This window comes from Acidisphaera sp. L21 (assembly GCF_009765685.1).
GTDB lineage: Bacteria > Pseudomonadota > Alphaproteobacteria > Acetobacterales > Acetobacteraceae > LMUY01.
In genome coordinates, this window is the sequence record NZ_LMUY01000032.1 from 25,262 (window position 1) to 44,149 (window position 18,888).

At 67.5% G+C, this 18,888-nt stretch carries 17 protein-coding genes; 14 read left to right on the forward strand and 3 right to left on the reverse strand.

Annotated features, from left to right (window positions below; genetic code table 11):
- The first annotated feature begins 33 nt into the window (after positions 1-33).
- The 6 genes from cysQ (at position 34) to GSQ76_RS07840 (ending at position 5,912) form a co-directional block, all read left to right on the forward strand.
- Positions 34-813, forward strand: a complete 780-nt coding sequence (cysQ, locus tag GSQ76_RS07815; protein ID WP_158743351.1) for a 3'(2'),5'-bisphosphate nucleotidase CysQ — start codon at positions 34-36, stop codon at positions 811-813.
- On the forward strand, positions 810-1,778 hold the full coding sequence (locus GSQ76_RS07820; protein ID WP_158743352.1) for an L-threonylcarbamoyladenylate synthase: 969 nt from the start codon (positions 810-812) through the stop codon (positions 1,776-1,778). The genes cysQ and GSQ76_RS07820 overlap by 4 nt, the downstream gene beginning before the upstream one ends.
- The gene (locus tag GSQ76_RS07825; protein WP_158743353.1) at positions 1,775-2,953 is read left to right on the forward strand and encodes an NAD(P)/FAD-dependent oxidoreductase; all 1,179 of its coding nucleotides are present in this window, start codon (positions 1,775-1,777) and stop codon (positions 2,951-2,953) included. The genes GSQ76_RS07820 and GSQ76_RS07825 overlap by 4 nt, the downstream gene beginning before the upstream one ends.
- A gap of 4 nt (positions 2,954-2,957) precedes the next feature.
- Positions 2,958-4,121: an MFS transporter gene (locus GSQ76_RS07830; RefSeq protein ID WP_216850954.1), complete on the forward strand. Its 1,164-nt coding sequence runs from the start codon at positions 2,958-2,960 to the stop codon at positions 4,119-4,121.
- A gap of 55 nt (positions 4,122-4,176) precedes the next feature.
- On the forward strand, positions 4,177-4,593 hold the full coding sequence (locus GSQ76_RS07835; protein WP_158743354.1) for a nuclear transport factor 2 family protein: 417 nt from the start codon (positions 4,177-4,179) through the stop codon (positions 4,591-4,593).
- A gap of 158 nt (positions 4,594-4,751) precedes the next feature.
- Positions 4,752-5,912 carry an acyltransferase gene (locus GSQ76_RS07840; protein ID WP_158743355.1) on the forward strand — a complete coding sequence of 387 codons (1,161 nt, stop codon included), beginning with the start codon at positions 4,752-4,754 and terminating at the stop codon, positions 5,910-5,912.
- Here GSQ76_RS07840 and GSQ76_RS07845 read toward each other — a convergent pair.
- Both GSQ76_RS07845 and GSQ76_RS07850 read right to left on the reverse strand, forming a co-directional pair.
- On the reverse strand, positions 5,816-7,075 hold the full coding sequence (locus GSQ76_RS07845) for a cyclopropane-fatty-acyl-phospholipid synthase family protein (RefSeq protein WP_158743356.1): 1,260 nt from the start codon (positions 7,073-7,075) through the stop codon (positions 5,816-5,818). The genes GSQ76_RS07840 and GSQ76_RS07845 overlap by 97 nt on opposite strands.
- 38 nt (positions 7,076-7,113) lie before the next feature.
- The gene (locus GSQ76_RS07850) at positions 7,114-7,776 is read right to left on the reverse strand and encodes a glutathione S-transferase family protein (RefSeq protein ID WP_158743357.1); all 663 of its coding nucleotides are present in this window, start codon (positions 7,774-7,776) and stop codon (positions 7,114-7,116) included.
- 115 nt (positions 7,777-7,891) lie between these two features.
- On the opposite strand from GSQ76_RS07850, the gene GSQ76_RS07855 reads away from it, so the two are divergent.
- The 8 genes from GSQ76_RS07855 (at position 7,892) to rsmA (ending at position 17,757) form a co-directional block, all read left to right on the forward strand.
- A complete protein-coding gene (locus GSQ76_RS07855) occupies positions 7,892-9,313 on the forward strand; it encodes an FAD-binding oxidoreductase (protein WP_158743358.1) in 1,422 nt (473 codons plus the stop codon).
- Positions 9,314-9,323: 10 nt separating this feature from the next.
- The gene (locus tag GSQ76_RS07860) at positions 9,324-10,832 is read left to right on the forward strand and encodes an MFS transporter (protein ID WP_158743359.1); all 1,509 of its coding nucleotides are present in this window, start codon (positions 9,324-9,326) and stop codon (positions 10,830-10,832) included.
- A gap of 108 nt (positions 10,833-10,940) precedes the next feature.
- Complete coding sequence (lptF, locus tag GSQ76_RS07865; protein WP_158743458.1) at positions 10,941-12,077, forward strand: LPS export ABC transporter permease LptF; 1,137 nt, start codon at positions 10,941-10,943, stop codon at positions 12,075-12,077.
- Positions 12,074-13,186 carry an LPS export ABC transporter permease LptG gene (lptG, locus tag GSQ76_RS07870; protein WP_158743360.1) on the forward strand — a complete coding sequence of 371 codons (1,113 nt, stop codon included), beginning with the start codon at positions 12,074-12,076 and terminating at the stop codon, positions 13,184-13,186. The genes lptF and lptG overlap by 4 nt, the downstream gene beginning before the upstream one ends.
- The gene (locus GSQ76_RS07875; protein WP_158743361.1) at positions 13,186-15,435 is read left to right on the forward strand and encodes an LPS-assembly protein LptD; all 2,250 of its coding nucleotides are present in this window, start codon (positions 13,186-13,188) and stop codon (positions 15,433-15,435) included. The genes lptG and GSQ76_RS07875 overlap by 1 nt, the downstream gene beginning before the upstream one ends.
- A 77-nt stretch (positions 15,436-15,512) precedes the next feature.
- On the forward strand, positions 15,513-15,722 hold the full coding sequence (locus tag GSQ76_RS07880) for a hypothetical protein (RefSeq protein ID WP_158743362.1): 210 nt from the start codon (positions 15,513-15,515) through the stop codon (positions 15,720-15,722).
- Positions 15,719-16,882, forward strand: a complete 1,164-nt coding sequence (locus tag GSQ76_RS07885) for a peptidylprolyl isomerase (protein WP_158743363.1) — start codon at positions 15,719-15,721, stop codon at positions 16,880-16,882. Before GSQ76_RS07880 ends, GSQ76_RS07885 begins: the two co-directional genes overlap by 4 nt.
- Positions 16,879-17,757 (forward strand): 16S rRNA (adenine(1518)-N(6)/adenine(1519)-N(6))-dimethyltransferase RsmA, encoded by an 879-nt coding sequence (gene rsmA, locus GSQ76_RS07890; protein WP_158743364.1) that lies wholly within the window; start codon positions 16,879-16,881, stop codon positions 17,755-17,757. The genes GSQ76_RS07885 and rsmA overlap by 4 nt, the downstream gene beginning before the upstream one ends.
- Here rsmA and GSQ76_RS07895 read toward each other — a convergent pair.
- Positions 17,754-18,863, reverse strand: coding sequence for an S-(hydroxymethyl)glutathione dehydrogenase/class III alcohol dehydrogenase (locus tag GSQ76_RS07895; RefSeq protein WP_158743365.1), 1,110 nt, complete (start codon positions 18,861-18,863; stop codon positions 17,754-17,756). The two genes, rsmA and GSQ76_RS07895, sit on opposite strands and share 4 nt — an antisense overlap.
- Positions 18,864-18,888 lie beyond the last annotated feature (25 nt).

An 18,888-nucleotide genomic window follows, 5' to 3' on the forward strand; every position in this document is an offset into this window, starting at 1 on the left:
CTGCATGCCCGGACGGCGGCCGGGGATCCCCAGATGGACCAAGACGACGACAGCCTCCTTGCCCTTGCCGCCGAGCTTGCGCGGCAGGCCGGCGCCATCATCCTGGCGGTGCGTGCCGCCGGGTTCGAGACGATGCGCAAGGACGACCACAGCCCGGTGACGGAGGCGGATCATAAAGCCGAGTTGCTGATCGCCGCCGCGCTGCGTGCCGCCACGCCCGACATCCCCGTGGTGGCGGAGGAGGAGGCGGCGGCTGGGATGGAACACGATGACTCGCATAATTACTGGCTGGTGGACCCGCTGGACGGCACGCGGGAATTCGCCGCCGGGCGGGACGAATTCACCGTCAATATCGGGCTGATCCGGCATGGCGCGCCGGTGTTGGGCGTGGTCGGCGTGCCGGCGCTGGGCGAGTTGTTCGGGGGCATCGTTGGAAAGGGTGCGTGGAAGGAGACGGTGGCCGGGCGCCATCCGATCCACGCGCGGGCGGTGCCGGATGAGGGGCTGACGGTGCTGGCGTCGCGGCACTATGCCAATGACTCGCGGCTGGACGCTTTTCTGGCAGGGCGGCGGATTGCGACGATCACCAATTACGGGTCGGCGTTGAAGATCGCGCGCGTGGCGGAGGGGGCGGCCGATCTGTATCCACGGTTCGGCCGCACGATGGAGTGGGATACGGCGGCGCCCCAGGCGGTGCTGGAGGCGGCGGGCGGCAAGCTGACCGATCTGCAGGGCGCGACGCTGACCTATGCCAAGGCGAAGTGGGAAAACCCGCATTTCATCGTCAGCGGCTATTCACTGGGCGGCCATTGACGGAGCGGCTGCTACCCGGCGACCCGCGTGCGGCCGAGTTGCTGCTGGCGGGCAGCCTGGTCGCGTTTCCGACGGAGACGGTCTACGGGCTGGGGGCGGATGCGACGTCCAACACCGCCGTGGCGGCGGTTTTCACGGCGAAGGGGCGGCCGCATTTCAATCCGCTGATCTGTCATTATCCGGATGCCGAGGCGGCGTTTCGCCATGTCGAGGCGTCGGAGCTGGCGGTGCGGTTGGCCGCGGCGTTCTGGCCCGGGCCGCTGACGATGGTGCTACCGCGACGGATCACCTGCCCGGTGGCGTTGCTGGCGGGGGCCGGGTTGGACACGCTGGCGGTGCGGGTGCCGGCGCATCCGGTGGCGATGGCGTTGCTGCAGGCGGTGGGGCGGCCGGTGGCGGCGCCCTCGGCCAATCGGTCCGGGGCGGTGTCCCCCACCACGGCGGCGCATGTGTTGGACGGGTTGGGCGGGCGGATTGCCGCAGTGGTGGATGGCGGGCCGTGCGCGGTGGGGGTCGAATCGACCGTGCTGGATTTGTCCGGTCCTCGCCCCTTCCTGCTGCGGCCCGGCGGGGTGCCGCGGGAGGCGATCGAGGCGGTGGTGGGGCCCATCGGCTCCGGCATTACGCCGGCGGCGGCGGAGCAATCGCGCACGTTGCGGTCGCCTGGGTTGCTGGTGTCGCATTATGCGCCGGGGTTGCCGGTGCGGTTGGCGGCGAGCGAGGTGGCGGCGGATGAGGCGCTACTGGCGTTCGGGGCGCCATTGCCGGGTGCGGGGGTGGTGTTCCAGTTGAGTTTGGCGGGGGACACGGCGGAGGCGGCTGCGTCGCTATTCACCGGTTTGCGCTGGCTGGATGCGGAGGGGGGGCGGCTGGGCCTGCGCGGCATCGCGGCGATGGCGGTGCCGGATGGCGGGCTGGGCGCGGCCATCAACGACCGGCTGCAACGGGCCGCGGCGCCGCGGTGAGCACCACCGCATTCGACGTGGTGGTGATCGGCGCGGGTGCGGCGGGCATGATGTGCGCCGCAATCGCCGGGCAGCGCGGTCGCCGGGTGCTGCTGCTGGACCATGCGGAGGAGGCCGGGAAGAAGATCCTGATTTCCGGCGGCGGGCGCTGCAATTTCACCAATACGGGGACGGCGCCGGAGCGGTTTTTCTCGGGCAATCCGCATTTCGCACGATCGGCGCTGTCGCGCTACACGGCGGAGGATTTTATGGGCCTGGTGGCGCGGCATGGGATCGCAAGCCACGAAAAGACGCTGGGGCAGTTGTTCTGCGATGGCTCGGCGCGGGCGATCGTGGCGATGCTGCTGGCGGAATGCGACGCGGCCGGGGTGGATCTGCGGTTGGGGCACCGGGTGACGGGGCTGGGCCGGTCGGACCAGTTTAGCGTGGAAACGGACCGGGGAAGTTTCAGCGCCGCCTCCCTGGTATTGGCGACGGGCGGGTTGTCGATCCCGAAGATGGGGGCGACCGGGTTTGCGCATGATGCGGCGCAGCGGTTCGGGCTGGGGTTGACGGAGGTGCGGCCCGGGTTGGTGCCGCTGACGGCCAGCAATGACGACCTGCCGTTGATGCGGCCGTTGAGCGGGCTGGCGCTGCCGGTGGAGGCGCGATGCGGCAAGCATCGGTTTGCCGAGGCGATGCTGTTTACCCATCGCGGCCTGTCCGGCCCGGCGATCCTGCAAGTGTCGTCCGCCTGGCGGGAGGGAGACCAGGTGCTGCTGGACCTGTTGCCCGGCGCCGATGCCTACGGCGTCCTGCGCGCCGCCAAGGCGGATCGGCCGCGGGCGATCTTGCGCACGGTGCTGGCCGGGTTGTTGCCGCAGCGGCTGGCGGACGCACTGGCGACACGGTGGCCGGATGGACCTATCGCCAATGTGCCCGACCGGACCCTGGCGGAGGTGGCGACCAGCCTGTCCGCCTGGCCCGTCGCGCCATCGGGGACGGAGGGCTATGCCAAGGCGGAAGTGACGCTCGGCGGTGTGGATACCAAGGCGCTGTCGTCCCGCACGATGGAAGCGCGGTCGGTACCCGGGCTGTTCGTGGTGGGGGAGGCGGTGGACGTGACAGGGTGGCTGGGCGGCTATAATTTCCAGTGGGCCTGGTCCAGCGGGTGGTGCGCCGGCATGGCGGCGTAGCGCGGTGGCCACTGGCAAGGGCGTGGTGGTGGTCGCTCTGGGCGTCACCCAGACGCTCGCCTGGGGGTCGACCTATTACCTGCCCGCGGTGTTTGCGGACCCGGTATCGGCCAGCCTGCATCTGTCGCGCAGTTGGTTCTTCGGCGCATTCTCGGCGGCATTGCTGCTGTCGGGGCTGTTGGGGCCGCTGGCGGGGCGGATGATTGACCGGTATGGCGGGCGGGACGTGCTGGCGGCGACCAACCTGGTGTTCGCTGCCGGGTTGGTGCTGCTGTCGCTGGCGACCGGGGCGGCCAGTTTGACGGCGGCGTGGCTGGTGATCGGGGTTGGGCTGGGGTTCGGGCTGTACGAGGCGGCGTTCGCCACCGTCGCGGGGCTGTATGGGCGGGAGGCGCGGAACGCCATCACCGGCATCACGCTGTTCGCCGGGTTCGCGAGCACGGTGGGGTGGCCGGCCAGCGCCGCGATGATCGACCTGGTGGGTTGGCGCGGGGCGGCGCTGGCCTGGGCCGCGATGCATCTGCTGATCGGGCTGCCGCTGAACCGGCTGGTGGTGCCGAAGGCCCCGCCCCCTGCCCCGGCAGCGCCATCCACCGCGGCGGCGGCGGCGGGCATTCCCTGGACCATGATCATCCTGGGTGGCGTGTTCGGGGCCACCTGGTTCGTGTCGACCGCGCTGGCGGCGCATTTGCCGCGGTTGCTGGAGGCGCTGGGCGCCACGCCGGCGGCGGCGATTGCGGCGGGGGCGCTGGTGGGGCCGGCGCAGGTGGCGGCGCGGGTTGCCGAGTTCAGCCTGTTGCGCCGGGCGTCGCCGCTGCTGTCGGCGCGGGTGGCGACGGTGCTGCATCCGGTTGGCGCGGTGATCCTGGCCGTGGTGGGGGCGCCTGCGGCGATCGGGTTCGTGCTGCTGCATGGCGCGGGGAATGGCATGCTGACGATCGCGCGCGGTACGCTGCCGCTGGCACTGTTCGGGGCTGGCGGTTACGGGTTGCGCACCGGGATCCTGGCCGCGCCCGCGCGCGTGCTGCAGGGCGGCGCACCGCTGCTGTTCGGGCTGGTGCTGGACCGCGCCGGGCCGGTGGCAGCGCTGATGCTGTCGGGCACGCTGATGGGATTGTCCTTCCTGGCGCTGGTGTTGCTGCGCGTCGACCGCCCGGCGCCGGCGTAATTGCGCGATCGGAACGCATTTTCTACAGTGGGGCACTCCTGAAGCCGAGGTCGCCATGCCATCGATCACCGACACCGCGATGCAGTTCTTCATGGCCTGCGAGGCTGGCAAGGGATGGGCGGCCTGTAGCCCCTATTGCGCCGATGGCGCCAGCTTCGCGGCACAGGCGGAGCCGCTGGCTGGCGTCAAGACGCTGGCACAATATTGCGACTGGATGCAGGGGCTGATGACCGTGATGACAGACGGGCATTACACGCTGAAATCCTTCGCCACCGATGCCGAGCGCAACAATGTCTGCGCGTATGCCGTTTTCACCGGCACGCATTTGGCCGGTGGCCCGATTCCGCCGACGGGCAAGACCACCAATACCGACTATGTCTACGTCATGCAGTTCGATAGCGCCGGCAAGATCAGCCAGATGACGAAAATCTGGCACTCTGGCCTCGCGCTGAAGGAACTCGGCTGGGCCTAAGCCCGGCTGCTCGCCGGTATGTCATAAGCCCGGCTACTCGGCGCTACGTCATAAGCCCGGCTGCTCGCCGGTACGTCCCAAGCCCGGCTACTCGCCGGTGCGTTAAGAAAATTGTAATCGCCGCACACTTACCTTGGCTGCAGTGTGCGGGGTGAGTGATGCAGTCAGACAGCGCAGCGGGCCCGCAGAACGAGCGGCGACTGGTGGCACTGGACGGGCTGCGCGGCTTGATGACGTTGCTGGTCATCGTCTCGCATTATTTCGGTGAATTGCCGCATGGATTGACCGCGACGATGTTCGGCTGGGTCGCCGTGGACATGTTCTTCGTGTTGAGCGGCTTTTTGATCGGCAAGCTGATCCTGGAAAAGCAGCATCACGCGAATTTCTTCAGCGTCTTCTACGTGCGGCGGTTCTGCCGGATCATTCCCGCCTACGTCGTCACGGTGCTCGTGCTCACCCTATTGGTGCGGACCATCGCGCATCCCTGGGTCGATGCGGATGTGGTGTTTCCGCTATGGTCGTATCTGACGTTCAACCAGGGCTTCTTCATGATCGCGTCGCAGACGATCGGCGCGCATTGGTTGGCCCCGACCTGGACGCTGGGCGTGGAGGAGCATTTCTACCTGATCGTGCCCGCCTTCATCGTGTTCACCCCGCGCCGGTGGCTGGCGCCGGTGCTGGTCACGGCGATCATGCTGACGTTAACGCTGCGCTTCGCCATCTATTTTGGCGGGGTCGGTAACGGGATGATGGCGCTGGTGCTGCTGCCCGGTCGCGCCGACACACTTGCCTTCGGCGTGCTGGCGGCCTTGGCGATGAAGGACGACCGCATCGACTGGGCTCGCCTCATGCCCATTCTGCGCGTCATCCCGATCGCCGGGTTGATCGCAGCCGGCGGCATGAGGCTGTATGGCGAGCAATTATTCGGCCTGCTCGCCCCCTTCACGGTAAGTGCAGGGTGCGCGGCTTTTTTGTTGTGCATCGTCAACGGGGCGCCCGAAGCACAGCGCTTCCACTCCCGCAAACTGCAATTCGTCGGCAATAATGGCTATTGCCTGTATCTGACCCACCTGCCCGTGCTCGGCCTGATGCACGGATTGATCCTGGGCACCAGGCCAGACCTGGCGACGCCGGCACAATGGCTGGTGACCATCGCGACGCTGCCGGTCTGCCTGCTGGTCGGATGGGGGATGACCCGACTCATCGAAGAACCGTTGACCCGTTACGGCCGGACGTGGCGCTGGAGCAAGGAGTCGCGGGCGCCGGTCCAATCGCTTCGTTGGCCGGGTTCGGGCTGGCGTTCCCAGTCCAGCATGTAGTCGCGCGTGACCGGGGCGGCGTTGAGGCGGTGGGTGATCTGGAGTTGGAAGACGACGCTGGTGCGGTAGCGAAAACCCACTTCGCAGAGCGCCAAATAAAACTCCCACATGCGGCAGAACCGTTCGTCGTATAGCTTTGCCGCGTCGTCCCAGTGGGCGCAGAAGCGTTGCCGCCAGGCGCGCAGGGTTTCGGCGTAGTGCAGGCGCAGGACCTCGACGTCGGCGATGATGAGATTGTTGCGCTGCGCCGCCTCGCTGATCTCCGAGAGGGCGGGAATGTCGGCGCCGGGAAAAATGTATTTGCGGATGAACGGGTCGATCGGGCCCGGGCTGTCGGTGAAGCCGCAGGTATGGAGCATGGCGACGCCATCCTTGGCCAACAATTCGCCCAGTTTGGCGAAGAACTCGTCATAATTGCGCTTGCCGACATGCTCGAACATGCCGACGGAGACGATGCGGTCGAACGGGCCGGTTTGGTGGCGGTAGTCACGTAGGTCGAACCTTACATGGTCCTCCATCCCGGCAGCGACGACGCGGGCCATGCTGTATTTCTGCTGCTCCACGCTCAGCGTCACGCCGGTGATTTCGGCGCCGGATTGGGCGGCGAGGTACAGGCCGAGCCCACCCCAACCGGAGCCGATGTCCAGCACGCGTAGCCCAGGACGGTCCAGCAGCAGCTTGGCGGCGATGTGGCGCTTCTTGGCGGCCTGCGCCTCCTCCAGCGAGGTGTCGGGCGTGGCGAAATAGGCGCAGGAATATTGCCGGTCGGAATCCAGGAACAGATCGTAGAGCGCGGGGGACAGGTCGTAATGGTGCGCGACGTTGCGGCGGGCGCGGCCAGCCGGGTTGCGCTGCTTCAGCCAGTTGGTGGCGCGGGCGACCCGGGCCATGAGCGAACCCGGCGGTACGTTGTCCGCATTCTGCGCCAGCACGGCCAGCACGTCGTATAGCGGCCCGTCCTCGATCCGGATGGTGCCGTCCATGTAGCCCTCGCCCAGGGCCAGTGTGGGGCGGAAGATCATCGCCCGCTCCGCCCGCCGGGTCAGGATCCTGATGGTCCCGGCGGGGGACGTTCCGTCGCCGACAACGTGGCGGCGGCCGGAAGGGTCGATGATAGCGAGGCTCCCGGTCTTGATGACGCGGGCAAGTATTTGGGCGAACATGACGGAACTGTAATCCGTCCGCGCCCTAGGTGCAGCCTCTATGTTTGCGGGGCAGCCCCGGCTTCGGCTTGGGCTTCGGCTTGGGCTTGGGCCAACGCCTGGTCCTTGGCCGTTGCGCGCTGCATGGCCGGGCGGGCGGTGATGCGGGCGACGTAGTCCATGATCGCCGGGTGCTCGGGGACCAGTTTGAAGGCCGTGGTCCAGGATAGCGCGCCGCCCCACAGGATGTCGGCGGCGGAGAAAGTGCTGCCCAGCAGATAGGGGCCCGGCTCCAGCCCTTTGGTGACGATGTCGATCACTTCGTCGTAGCTGCCGTAGGGGGACATGGCGCGCACGCCGGGTTCGACGTTGCGGAATTTGTCGACCAAAGCGGGCTCGAAACTGGCGGCGTAGAAGGCCATCCAGCGCAAATAGGGGCCGCGGAGCTGGTCGGTGGTGGCGGGGGCCAGGCCGGCGGCGGGGAAGAGGTCCGCGAGGTGCAGGAAGATCGCCACCTGCTCCGTCACGATGGCGGAGCCATCCTGCAGGGCGGGGACTTTGCCCAGCGGGTTGATCGCCAGGTAGGCGGGGGCGCGGTTCTCGCCCTTGCCGCGGTCCAGCACGTGCAATGTGTAGGGGGCGCTCAGTTCCTCCATCAGGGCCAGCACACCGCTGGACCTGGTGTTGGGGCAATGGAACAGGGTGAGCGGACGTTCGGTCATGGGGTTCTCCTTTTTGGCGGCATCGTAGCACAGTCGCGGCGGGCGCATGGCTGCCCGCCATTGCCGCGCGCGGGTGTTCGATGCCACATGCGGCCAAGCCCATAGGAGGATGGAAATGCCCGCCCTGTCACTCCCGTCCGCATTGGCCGACGCGCTGTCCACCCTGTTGGGGCCGCGCGGCCTGCTGACCGACGCCTCGGATACCGACACTGCCGGGCAGGATTGGCGGCGGCTGTATCATCATCCTCCGCTCGCCGTCCTGCGCCCGGCCGATACCGCGGAATTGGCGGCGGCGGTGCGGCTATGCGTGGCGCATGGGGTGGCGATGACGCCCCAGGGCGGCAACACCAGCATGGTCGGCGGCGGCGTGCCCAGCGGGCCGGGCGAGGTCGTGATCAGCACAGCGCGGATGAACCACATCCGCTCGGTCGATCCGGTGGATATGACGATGACGCTGGAGGCTGGGGTGACGCTGAAGGCGGCGCAGGATGCGGCGGTGGCGGCGGAGTGCCTGCTGCCGCTGTCCATCTCGTCCGAGGGGACGGCGCAGATCGGCGGGGTGCTGGCCACCAACGCCGGGGGCAACAACACCGTGCGTTACGGCAACGCGCGCGACCTGGTGCTGGGGCTGGAGGCGGTGCTGCCGGATGGCACGATCTGGAACGGGCTGCGGCGGCTGCGCAAGGACAACACCGGGTATTGCCTGCGCCAGTTGATGGTGGGGGCGGAAGGCACGCTCGGCATCATCACGACTGCCGTGTTGAAGCTGGCCCCGGCGTTACGCCAGCGCGAGTCGGCCCTGTGCGCCGTGCCCTCGACCGAGGCGGCGCTGGCACTGTTTGCGCGGTTCCAACGGCATGACCCGGCGGCGCTGCAGGCGTTCGAATATATGGGCGGCCCGGGGATGGAATTGGTGATGCGGCACATCCCGGGCGCCGTGCTGCCGATCGCCCCTGCCCCGCATTACGCGCTGGTGGATCTGGCGACGGCACGGGCGGGCAGCGATCTGCGCGGCGTGCTGGAGACGGTGCTGGAGGCGGCGCTGGAGGATGGCACCGTCACCGACGCCGCCATCGCCGAGAGCGAGGCGCAGCGGCTGGCGATTTGGAAGCTGCGCGAAGAACATGCCGAGGCGCAGAAGCGCGAGGGCGCGTCGGTGAAGAACGATGTCTCCGTCCCCGTGTCCCGCGTGCCGGAGTTGCTGCGCCGGGGGCAGGAAGCGGTGGCGGCGCTGATCCCAGGGGTGCGGTGCGTGGCGTTCGGGCATATCGGCGACGGCAACATCCACTTCAATTTCGAGCAGCCGGTGGGCGCGGATGGCGCGGCGTTCCTGGCGCGCGACCACGAGATCATGGATGCGGTGGGGGAGATCGTGCGCGACCTGGACGGGTCGTTCTCCGCCGAGCACGGCGTGGGGCAGTTGAAGCCCTACATGATGCCGGATTGGCGGGGCGGGGCGGAATTGGAGGCGATGCGCCGGATCAAGGCCGCGATGGACCCGGCCGGGCTGATGAACCCTGGCAAGGTGTTGCCGTGAAAGCCTGTTGGTGAACGAGCACTCGGCTACCCTCGCCCTCCAGCCTGTTCCTCTGACCACGCCGGTGCCCGCCTTGCAGGAGGAGGCGCCGGACCCGAAGCGTTGGATGGCGCTGGTGGTGCTGCTGACGGGGGCGTTCCTGCCGGCGTTCGACTTCTTCGTCGTCAACGTCGCGCTGCCGGCGATGCATACCGAGTTGGGGGCGGCGCCGGCGGATCAGGAGTTGGTGGTCGCCGGGTATGGGTTGGCGTTCGCGGTGCTGCTGATCACCGGTGGGCGGCTGGGCGATCTGTATGGGCGCAAGCGGCTGTTCATCGTGGGGATGATCGGGTTCACCATCGCCTCGGCGCTGTGCGGGCTGGCGGCGACGCCGGGTATGCTGATCGCCGCGCGGATCCTGCAGGGGGCGACGGCGGCGGCGATGAACCCGCAGGTGCTGGCGATGATCCGCGTCACCTTCCCGCCGGGGGAGCGGGCGCGGGCGATCGGGTATTTCGGCACCACGCTGGGGCTGGCCTCGATCGCGGCGCAGTTGGTGGGCGGCGTGCTGATCCAGGCCGATATCGCCGGGTTGAGCTGGCGGCCGATCTTTCTGGTGAACGTGCCGGTCGGCGCGGTGGCGCTGGTGTTTGCCGCGCGCGTGCTGCGGGAGTCGCGGGCGAGCGGGCGGCCGACGCTGGATTTCGGCGGCATCGGCCTGGCGACGCTGACGGTGCTGCTGCTGGTGTATCCGCTCGTGGAGGGGCAGCCGCTGGGTTGGCCGGCCTGGACCATCGTTTGCCTGGTGGCGTCGGCCCCGGCGCTGGGGCTGTTCGTGCTGTGGGAATGGCTGGTGCAGAGCCGGGGGCGGGCGCCGCTGGTGAATTTGCGGCTGTTCCGGGACCCGGCGTTCTCGCTGGGGCTGGTGATGGCGATGACGTTCTTCTCCGGCCTGGCGGCGTTCTTCATGGGGCTGACGATTTTCCTGCAGCAGGGGTTCGGGTATGGGCCGCTGGCCTGCGGGCTGGTATTCGTGGCGTTCGGGATCGGGTTCGTCGGGTGCTCGCTATTCTCGTCCCACGTGTCGCGGCGGTTGGGGCCGCTGACGATCACGCTGGGCACGGCGCTGCAGGGCATCACGCTGCTGGTGATCGTGGTGATGGCGGCGATGGGGCATGGGGCGCCGCTCAACATGCTGATCTTGTGGCCGGTGCTGATCGTGTACGGTTGCGGCCAGGGGTTGGCGCTGCCGACGCTGGTCGCCTCGGTGGTGGGGAGCAGCCGCATTCCGCCGCAGGAGGCCGGGGCGGCGTCCGGCGTGTTCACCATGGTGCAGCAGACCGGGTTCGCCCTGGGGATCGCGGTCATCATGGGGCTGTTCTTCACGGTGCTGGGTGCGGACCCGACGCGGGCGGATTGGGAACGGGCGCTGGCTACGGCGCTGGCCTGCAACGTGGGGCTGATGGCTCTGACGGGCGTTTTGGCGTTGTTTCTACCCCGCCGGCCGCCGGTACCTGGCGTCATCGTGCACATCGAATAGGGCAACAGCTGGGAACCGGAATGTTCCTCAAGCGATGTCGCGGCTTTTAACCAGGGGGCCTGCGAGGGTATGGTGCGCCGCCCGAGCCAGGACAACCGCTTCGTCACCATGCCACGCCCCGTCGTAACCCGCTTGGATCGCTACGTTTTCCGCCAGTTGCTGACCGCATTGGTGGCAGCGACCAGCGCGCTCGTCGCGTTGATCTGGCTGACGCAGTCGCTCCGATTCGTGGAATTGGTGGTCAATCGCGGGCTGTCGCTGTGGGTATTCCTGCAGCTGACAGGGCTGCTGATCCCCAATTTCGTGGCCGTGATCCTGCCGATCACCACCTTCGTCGTGGTGTTGTTCGTCTATGGCCGGCTGGCCGGGGACCGGGAGCTGACGGTGATGCGCGCCGCCGGGATGTCGCCGCTGGCACTGTCCCGCCCGGCCTTGTCGCTAGCGGTGCTGTCGGTCGTGTGCTGCTTCGTGCTGAATCTGGCGATCGTGCCCAGCAGCTATGCCGCGTTCCGCGAATACCAGTTCGAGATCCGCAACCGGATCGCCGCCTTCCTGCTGCAGGAGGGGGTGTTCACCCCGGTGTCCGACGATTTGACGGTGTATGTCCGGTCGCGCGACGTGGACGGGACGCTGCGCGGGATATTGGTGGAGGATGGGCGGCAGAAGAACAGCCGCGCCACGATCCTGGCCGAGCGCGGGCGGCTGATCAACGGGCCGAACGGGCCGGCGGTGTTGCTGGAAAATGGCTCACGCGAGGAAGTGGATCGCACGACTGGCAGGCTCAATGTGCTGACGTTCACGCAGAACTCGGTCGATCTGACGCAGACGGCCAAGGGCGACGACGTGCGGTATCGGGATGCGAACGAGATGTCGCTGGCCGAACTGCTGCACCCGGAAAGCAGTGCGCTGAACGCACGTGATGCCGGCAAATTCTTCGTCGAGGCCGCACGGCGGCTGTCCGCCCCGCTGACTGCGGCATCGTTCGCGATGGTGGCGCTGCTGTCGGTGCTGACGGGGACATTCCGGCGCCACGGCAACGTGCTGCGACCGCTGACGGCGGTGCTGACGGTGGTGGCGCTGCTGGCGCTGCAGCTTGCGGTGGCCAACCTGGCGGCAAGGTCGACTGCGCTGCTGCCATTGATATGGGCCGTGGCCGCGGGACCCGGGCTGATCTGCGCGTGGCTGCTGTATGGGCCGCAACTCAACTCGATTGGCATAGACCGGCGGATGGTTCGGGCCGGATGACCATCGCCGCAACCCTGTCGTTATACGTGGCGCGCCAGTTCAACGCCGCCGTGCTGGCGATGCTGGCGGCGTTGGCCGGGCTGGTGTCGCTGTTCGACTTCATCGAATTGCTGCGGCGGTCGGCGACCAAGCCCAACGCCACGTTCGGCCTGGTGATGCAGATCGCGGCGCTGCGGCTGCCCTATATCGCGATGCAGATCCTGCCCTTCGCCGTGCTGCTGGGCGGCATCATCGCGTTCTGGCGACTGACCCGGTCGTCCGAGTTGATCGTGGCGCGCGCCGCCGGCGTGTCGGCGTGGCAGTTCCTGGCTGCGCCGGTGGCCTGCGCCTTGCTGATCGGTGCGATTGCCACCGGCATCGTCAGCCCCCTGTCGTCGGCGATGCTGGCGCGGGCCGAGGCGTTGGACAGCACCTACCTACGCACCGGCGGCGGCCCACTGGCGCTGACGGGCGGGCAGCTTTGGCTGCGCCAGGCGGACCATGGGCTGGACCCGGCGGGCGTCGCCATCCTGCATGCCCGTGGGGTGAACCTGGCGGACGGCAAGCTCACCGTGTCCGACGTCAGCATCTTCCGCCTGAGCGCCGATGACCGCGAGTTGTCGCGGGTGGAGGCGCGGGATGCGCGGCTGATCCGGGGCGAATGGGTGCTGGAGGGCGCGCGCACGATGTCGCCGGGCCACCTGCCGGAGGATATCGGTACGATGACGCTGCCGACCGATCTTACGGTGAACCGGGTGCAGGAGAGCTTCGCCTCGCCGGACACTTTGTCGGTTTGGGCGTTGCCGGACTTTATCTCCCTGCTGGAACGCTCGGGCTTTTCTGCGATCCGCCACCGGCTGCATTTCCAGACGCTGCTGGCCCTGCCGCTGCTGTCGGCTACGATGACGCTGGTGTCCGCCGGGTTCTCGATGCGGGCAACCCGGCGTGGCGGCGTGGCGCAGATGATCGGCAGTGGCGTTGCGGCCGGGTTTATGCTGTTCGTGGTATCGAAAGTGGCGGAGGAGTTTGGCCAGTCCGGCACGCTCCCCGCCATGCTGGCCGCCTGGGCGCCGGCGCTCGCCGGGCTGATGCTTGCCGTATCATTGCTGCTTCACCTCGAGGATGGCTGATGGACCGGGCTAGGATCGTGTTTGCCTGGCTGGATCGCCGGCTGATCGCGGTGGCTATGGTGGGCGCCGTGGCGCTGGCCTTGCCGCGCCCGGCGGCCGCGCAATTGGGCAGTGTCGTCGGCGGCAGCAAGAACACGACGCCGATGGATCGCAACCAGCCGGTGGCGTTTACCGCCGACAATTTCGAGTACGACCGCACCGCCGGGATCGTCACCGCCTCCGGCCATGTGGAGGCGTGGCAGAACGACCACGTGCTGCGTGCCGACAAGATTACGTTCGACCGCAACACCAACGTTGCCGCGGCTACCGGTAACGTCGTCATGGTGGAGCCGGACGGCCAGGTGTTGTTCGCCGATTATGCCGAGCTGACGCAGGGCATGCGGGAGGGCGTGCTGAAGGACATGCGTGCCCTGCTGGCTGAAAATGGCAAGCTGGCGGCCAATGGCGCCCGCCGGGTGGACGGCAAGGTCAACGAGTTGACGCACGCCGTCTACACCACCTGCGACCTGTGCAAGACCGACCCGACCAAGCCGCCGCTGTGGCAGATCCGCGCGTTGACGGCGACCCAGGACCTGGAAAACCACCAGATCGAGTATCGGGACGCCACCATCGACATGCTGGGCGTGCCAGTGGCGTTCCTGCCATACCTGTCGCATCCGGACCCGTCGGTGCGGCGCGCCAGCGGATTCCTGGTACCGTCCTTCGGGCAGAGCAGCCATATCGGCGCCTTCCTGGCGACGCCGTATTTCTGGGCGATCGACCCCAACCAGGACGTGACGATCACGCCGGAGGTTACGACGGGGTCCGGTGAGGAGTTGGCGGCGGAGTATCGGCGGCGGTTCAACAACGGCGTGCTGCATGTCGAGGGCGCGACCGCCATCGACCAGGGCAAGCCGCAGGGCTACGTGTTTGCCAAGGGCACGTTCAACTACGACGACACGTGGCGCTACGGGTTCAACATCAACCGCGCCAGTTCCACCGATTACCTGCGCGATTTCCGGGTGCAGAACTATAGCAGCGTGCTGTCCAGCACCGGGTTCATCGAGGGCTTCGGCGTCGGCAGCTACACCAAGCTGGACGCGATCGCCTACCAGGGCCTGGCCACCAGCATTACGCAGAGCAAGCTGCCCTACGTGCTGCCGCGGTACGAATACAGCTTCTTCTCCGAGCCCGACCCGTTGGGTGGCCGGCTGCGGTTCGATACCACCGATTTCAACGTGATCCGCGAGCAGGGCACCAACACGCAACGGGCCGGCGGCAGCCTGGATTGGCAGCGCCCGTTCAGCGGCGATTTGGGCGAGCAATATAAGATTACCCTGCATGCCGACATGGCGGCTTACCAGGCGACCAGCCTCGACCAGCAGCCGACCTACGGCAATAGCGGGAACGTCACCACCGTGCGCGCCCAGCCGACGATAGCGGCGGAGATGCGGTGGCCGTTCATGCGCGATGCCGGCAGCATGGGGACGCAGATCCTGGAGCCGATCGTGCAAGTGATCGGCGCGCCGAATGCCGGGTCTTTCTTCGGGCGCAACATCCCGAACGAAGACAGCATGGATTTCGAGTTCACGGACGCCAATCTGTTCTCGCTGAACCGGTTCCCGGGCATCGACCGGTTCGAGGGCGGGTTGCGCGCCAATGCCGGGCTGCACGCAGCCTGGACGGTGGGAACCACCAATATCGATACGCTGATCGGCCAGTCGTATCGCGAACATCTGGATAAGAGCCTGCCGCTGAAGTCGGGCCTAGACCGGCATGTGTCCGACGTGGTGGCGCGCGCGACCATCACCCCGGCAACCTGGTTCGATCTGACGACGCGCACCCGGGTGGACCCGCGCAACGGCAATATCGGCTTTGCGGAGGCCGTCGGCTCGGCCGGTGTGCCGCTGTTCCGGCCGAGCGTCGGTTTCCTCTACTCGTCGACCAACCCGTATTTCCTGTTCGACCAGAACCCCACATCCGTGCTGCCGACTGGTTACCCGGCCAGCTATTTCGTTCCGCGGGACGAACTGACGCTGGGCGCCAGCACGACCTATGGGAAGTATAAGCTGGCGGGCTACGTTCGGCGCGATCTGACGGTATCCAAGCTCGTTGGCATCGGCGCGCATGGCACGTATGAGGATGAGTGCTTCATCTTCGACGTGAACTTCTCACGGCGCTATACGTCGATCGATAATGACCACGGTAGCACCACAATCCTGTTCCAGATCACGCTTAAGACCGTCGGGCAGTTTGGGTTCCACGGATAGCAACGGAAACAACGCCATGCGCCATCTTGCCACTTCAGGCCTTCTCTCGGCCGCGCTTTGCCTGTGCTGGGGCGCCGATGCCACGGCCGCCGCTGCTGCCGCCAGGCGCGGAACGACGACTGCTGCGACAGACACGGCAACCCCTGGTGCGCCCGCTGCTGGAACGCCTGCCCCTGGAACGCCTGCTACTGGAACACCTGCTACTGGAACACCTGCTGCTGGAGCGCCTGCTACTGGAACGCCTGCCCCTGGGGAACGCATCGTTGCGGTCGTCAATGGCGACGTGATCAGCCAGGGCGATGTCGAGGCACGCGGCCGGCTATTCGCGCTGTCCACGGGGCTGCCGTTGACGCCGGAAGTGCTGGCCCGCTTGCGGCCGCAGGTGACGCAGCAATTGATCGACGAGCGGTTGCGCCTGCAGGAGGAGCAGAAGCGCAAGGTGGTGGTCACCGACAAGGAGATCGCCGATGCGGTTGCGGGGATCGAGCAGCGCAATGGCATGGCGCCGGGCACGATGCGGGGCAAACTGGGCGCGGAGGGCGTGGCCCTGCGCACGCTGTATGACCAGACCCGGGTGCAGCTCGGCTGGACGCGCGTGTTGCGCGACGAACTGGGTCCGCGCGCCGAGATCAGCGATGCGGATGTGAGCGCCCAGATGGCGGTGCTGAAGGCCGAAAGTGGGCAGACCGAATATCGCGTGGGCGAGATCTTCCTGCCGATCAACGACCCGTCCAAGGCCGCCGACACGACCCGGTTCGCCGATACCGTCATCGGGCAGTTGCATGCGGGCGCGCCGTTCGCCGTGGTGGCTGCGCAGTTCAGCCAGAACCAGACGGCGCTGCAGGGCGGCGACCTGGGCTGGGTCCACTTGAACCAGATGGACCCTCAGGTCGGCGCCATCCTGCAGGCGATGCCGGATGGGGCGATCAGCAACCCGATCCGGGTGCCCGGCGGCATCTCCATCGTGACGCTGCGCGGCAAGCGGACCGTGGGCAACGATATGGCGACCATGATTACGCTGCGGCAGGTGTTCCTGCCGTTCAGCACCCCGCTGGATCCGAAAAACCCGTCCGAGCAGGCGAAGAAACAGCTCGCCGTCGCGCAATCGCTTGGCAAGACGGCGCATAGCTGCAGCGATATGGAGGCTGCGGCGAAGGCCGATGGCAGCAGCCGCCCGGCAGACCCGGGTGCGGTGCGGCTGGAGGGGCTGGCTGGGCCAATGCGCTCATTGCTGACGGGGCTGACGCCGGGCCAGATCAGCCGGCCGCTGATCTCGGTCGATGGCATCGGCCTGATCATGATCTGCACCAGCGACCGCAAGAACATGGCCGAGACCGGGAACAAGGAAGAGATCACCGCCGGCCTGCTGAGCGAGCGGGTGGAATTGGTGTCGCGCCAGTTGGTGCGGGATTTGCGGCGCCGGGCGATCATCGACCTGCGGGGGTGAGCACGCCCGCCCCGCCGGGCATTTTGCGCGACGTCATCGCACGGCACGGTTTGGACGCCCGGCGCTCGCTGGGCCAGCATTTCCTGCTGGATCTGAACCTGACCGGGCGCATCGCGGCGCTCGCCGGCGATCTGGCCGGGCGGCATGTGGTGGAGGTGGGGCCAGGCCCTGGCGGGTTGACCCGCGCGCTACTGGACAGCCCGGCGGCCGACGTGACCGCGATCGAGATCGATCCGCGTGCGGTTGGCGCGATGGAGGAATTGGCCGCAAGCAATCCCCGTCTGCGCGTCATCGCCGGGGACGCGCTGGCGATGGATCTGACGGAGGTGGTGCCAGCGCCACGTGTCGTGGTGGCGAACCTGCCCTACAACGTCGCCACCCCCCTGCTGATCGGCTGGTTGCGCCAGGCGGCGGCATGGGAACGGTTGACGCTGATGTTCCAATTCGAGGTGGCGGAACGGATTTGCGCGCCGCCGGGCAGCGGCGCCTATGGCCGGTTGGCGGTGCTGGCGCAATGGACCGGCACGGCCGCCGTGCTCACCCGCATTCCCGCCGCCGCATTCTGGCCGCCGCCGAAGGTGGTGTCGGCGGTGATCGGGTTTCGGCCGTATGCCGAGCAGCCTTCTGCCGAGTTGTTTGCCACGATGGAGAAGCTGACGGCCGCGGCGTTCGGGCAGCGCCGCAAGATGCTGCGGGGGTCGTTGCGCGGGCTCGGTGGAGAGGCGTTGCTGGCCCGCGCCGGCATCGCCCCGGAGCGCCGGGCGGAGACGTTGGAGATCGCGGAGTTCGATACGCTGGCTCGGTTGCTGTTGGAGGACGGGGCGCTGCCCCGTGCCCCGCAAGAGGACGATCGTCCTCTTGACACATTGGGCTAATAGACGACGACGCTGCGGATGCTTTCGCCGGACGCCATGAGGTCGAAGCCCTCGTTGATGCGGTCGAGCGGCAGGATGTGGGTGATCAGGTCGTCGATGTTGATCTTGCCCTCCATGTACCAGTCGACGATCTTTGGCACATCCGTGCGGCCGCGGGCGCCGCCGAAGGCGCTGCCTTGCCAGACGCGGCCGGTGACCAGTTGGAACGGGCGGGTGCTGATCTCCTGCCCGGCGCCGGCGACGCCGATGATGGTGGATTTGCCCCAGCCTTTATGCGCGCATTCCAACGCCTGGCGCATCAGCGTGGTGTTGCCGACGCATTCGAAGCTGTGGTCCGCACCGCCCTTCGTCAGTTCCACCAGGTGCGGCACGAGGTCGCCGGATACGTCCTTCGGATTGACGAAATGGGTTAGGCCGAACTTACGGGCGAGCGCTTCGCGTGCCGGGTTGAGGTCGACACCGATGATCATGTCGGCACCGGCGAGGCGGGCGCCCTGGATGACGTTCAGACCGATGCCGCCCAGGCCGAACACCACGACGTTGTCGCCGGGTTGCACCTTTGCGGTGAAGATGACCGCGCCGATCCCGGTGGTGACGCCGCAGCCGATGTAGCAGACCTTGTCGAACGGCGCGTCCGGGCGGATTTTGGCCAGCGCGATCTCGGGCACCACCGTGTAGTTGGCGAAGGTCGACGTGCCCATGTAGTGCAGCACCGGCTTGCCCTGGTAGGAGAAGCGGCTGGTGCCGTCCGGCATAAGGCCGCGGCCCTGGGTGATGCGGATTTTCTGGCAGAGATTGGTCTTGCGGCTGAGGCAGTAATCGCACTCGCGGCATTCCGGCGTGTAGAGCGGGATGACGTGATCGCCCTTTTTCAGAGACGTCACGCCGGGGCCGACGTCGACGACGATTCCGGCGCCCTCGTGGCCAAGGATGGCGGGAAACAGGCCCTCCGGATCGGCGCCGGACAGGGTGAATTTGTCGGTGTGGCAGATGCCGGTGGCCTTGATTTCGACCAGGACCTCCCCGTCGCGCGGGCCGTCGAGCTGCACCGTTTCGATGCTGAGTTTCTGTCCTGCTTCGAAAGCCACTGCTGCACGCACGTCCATACTGGGCACTCCACCTGCTGTCGCC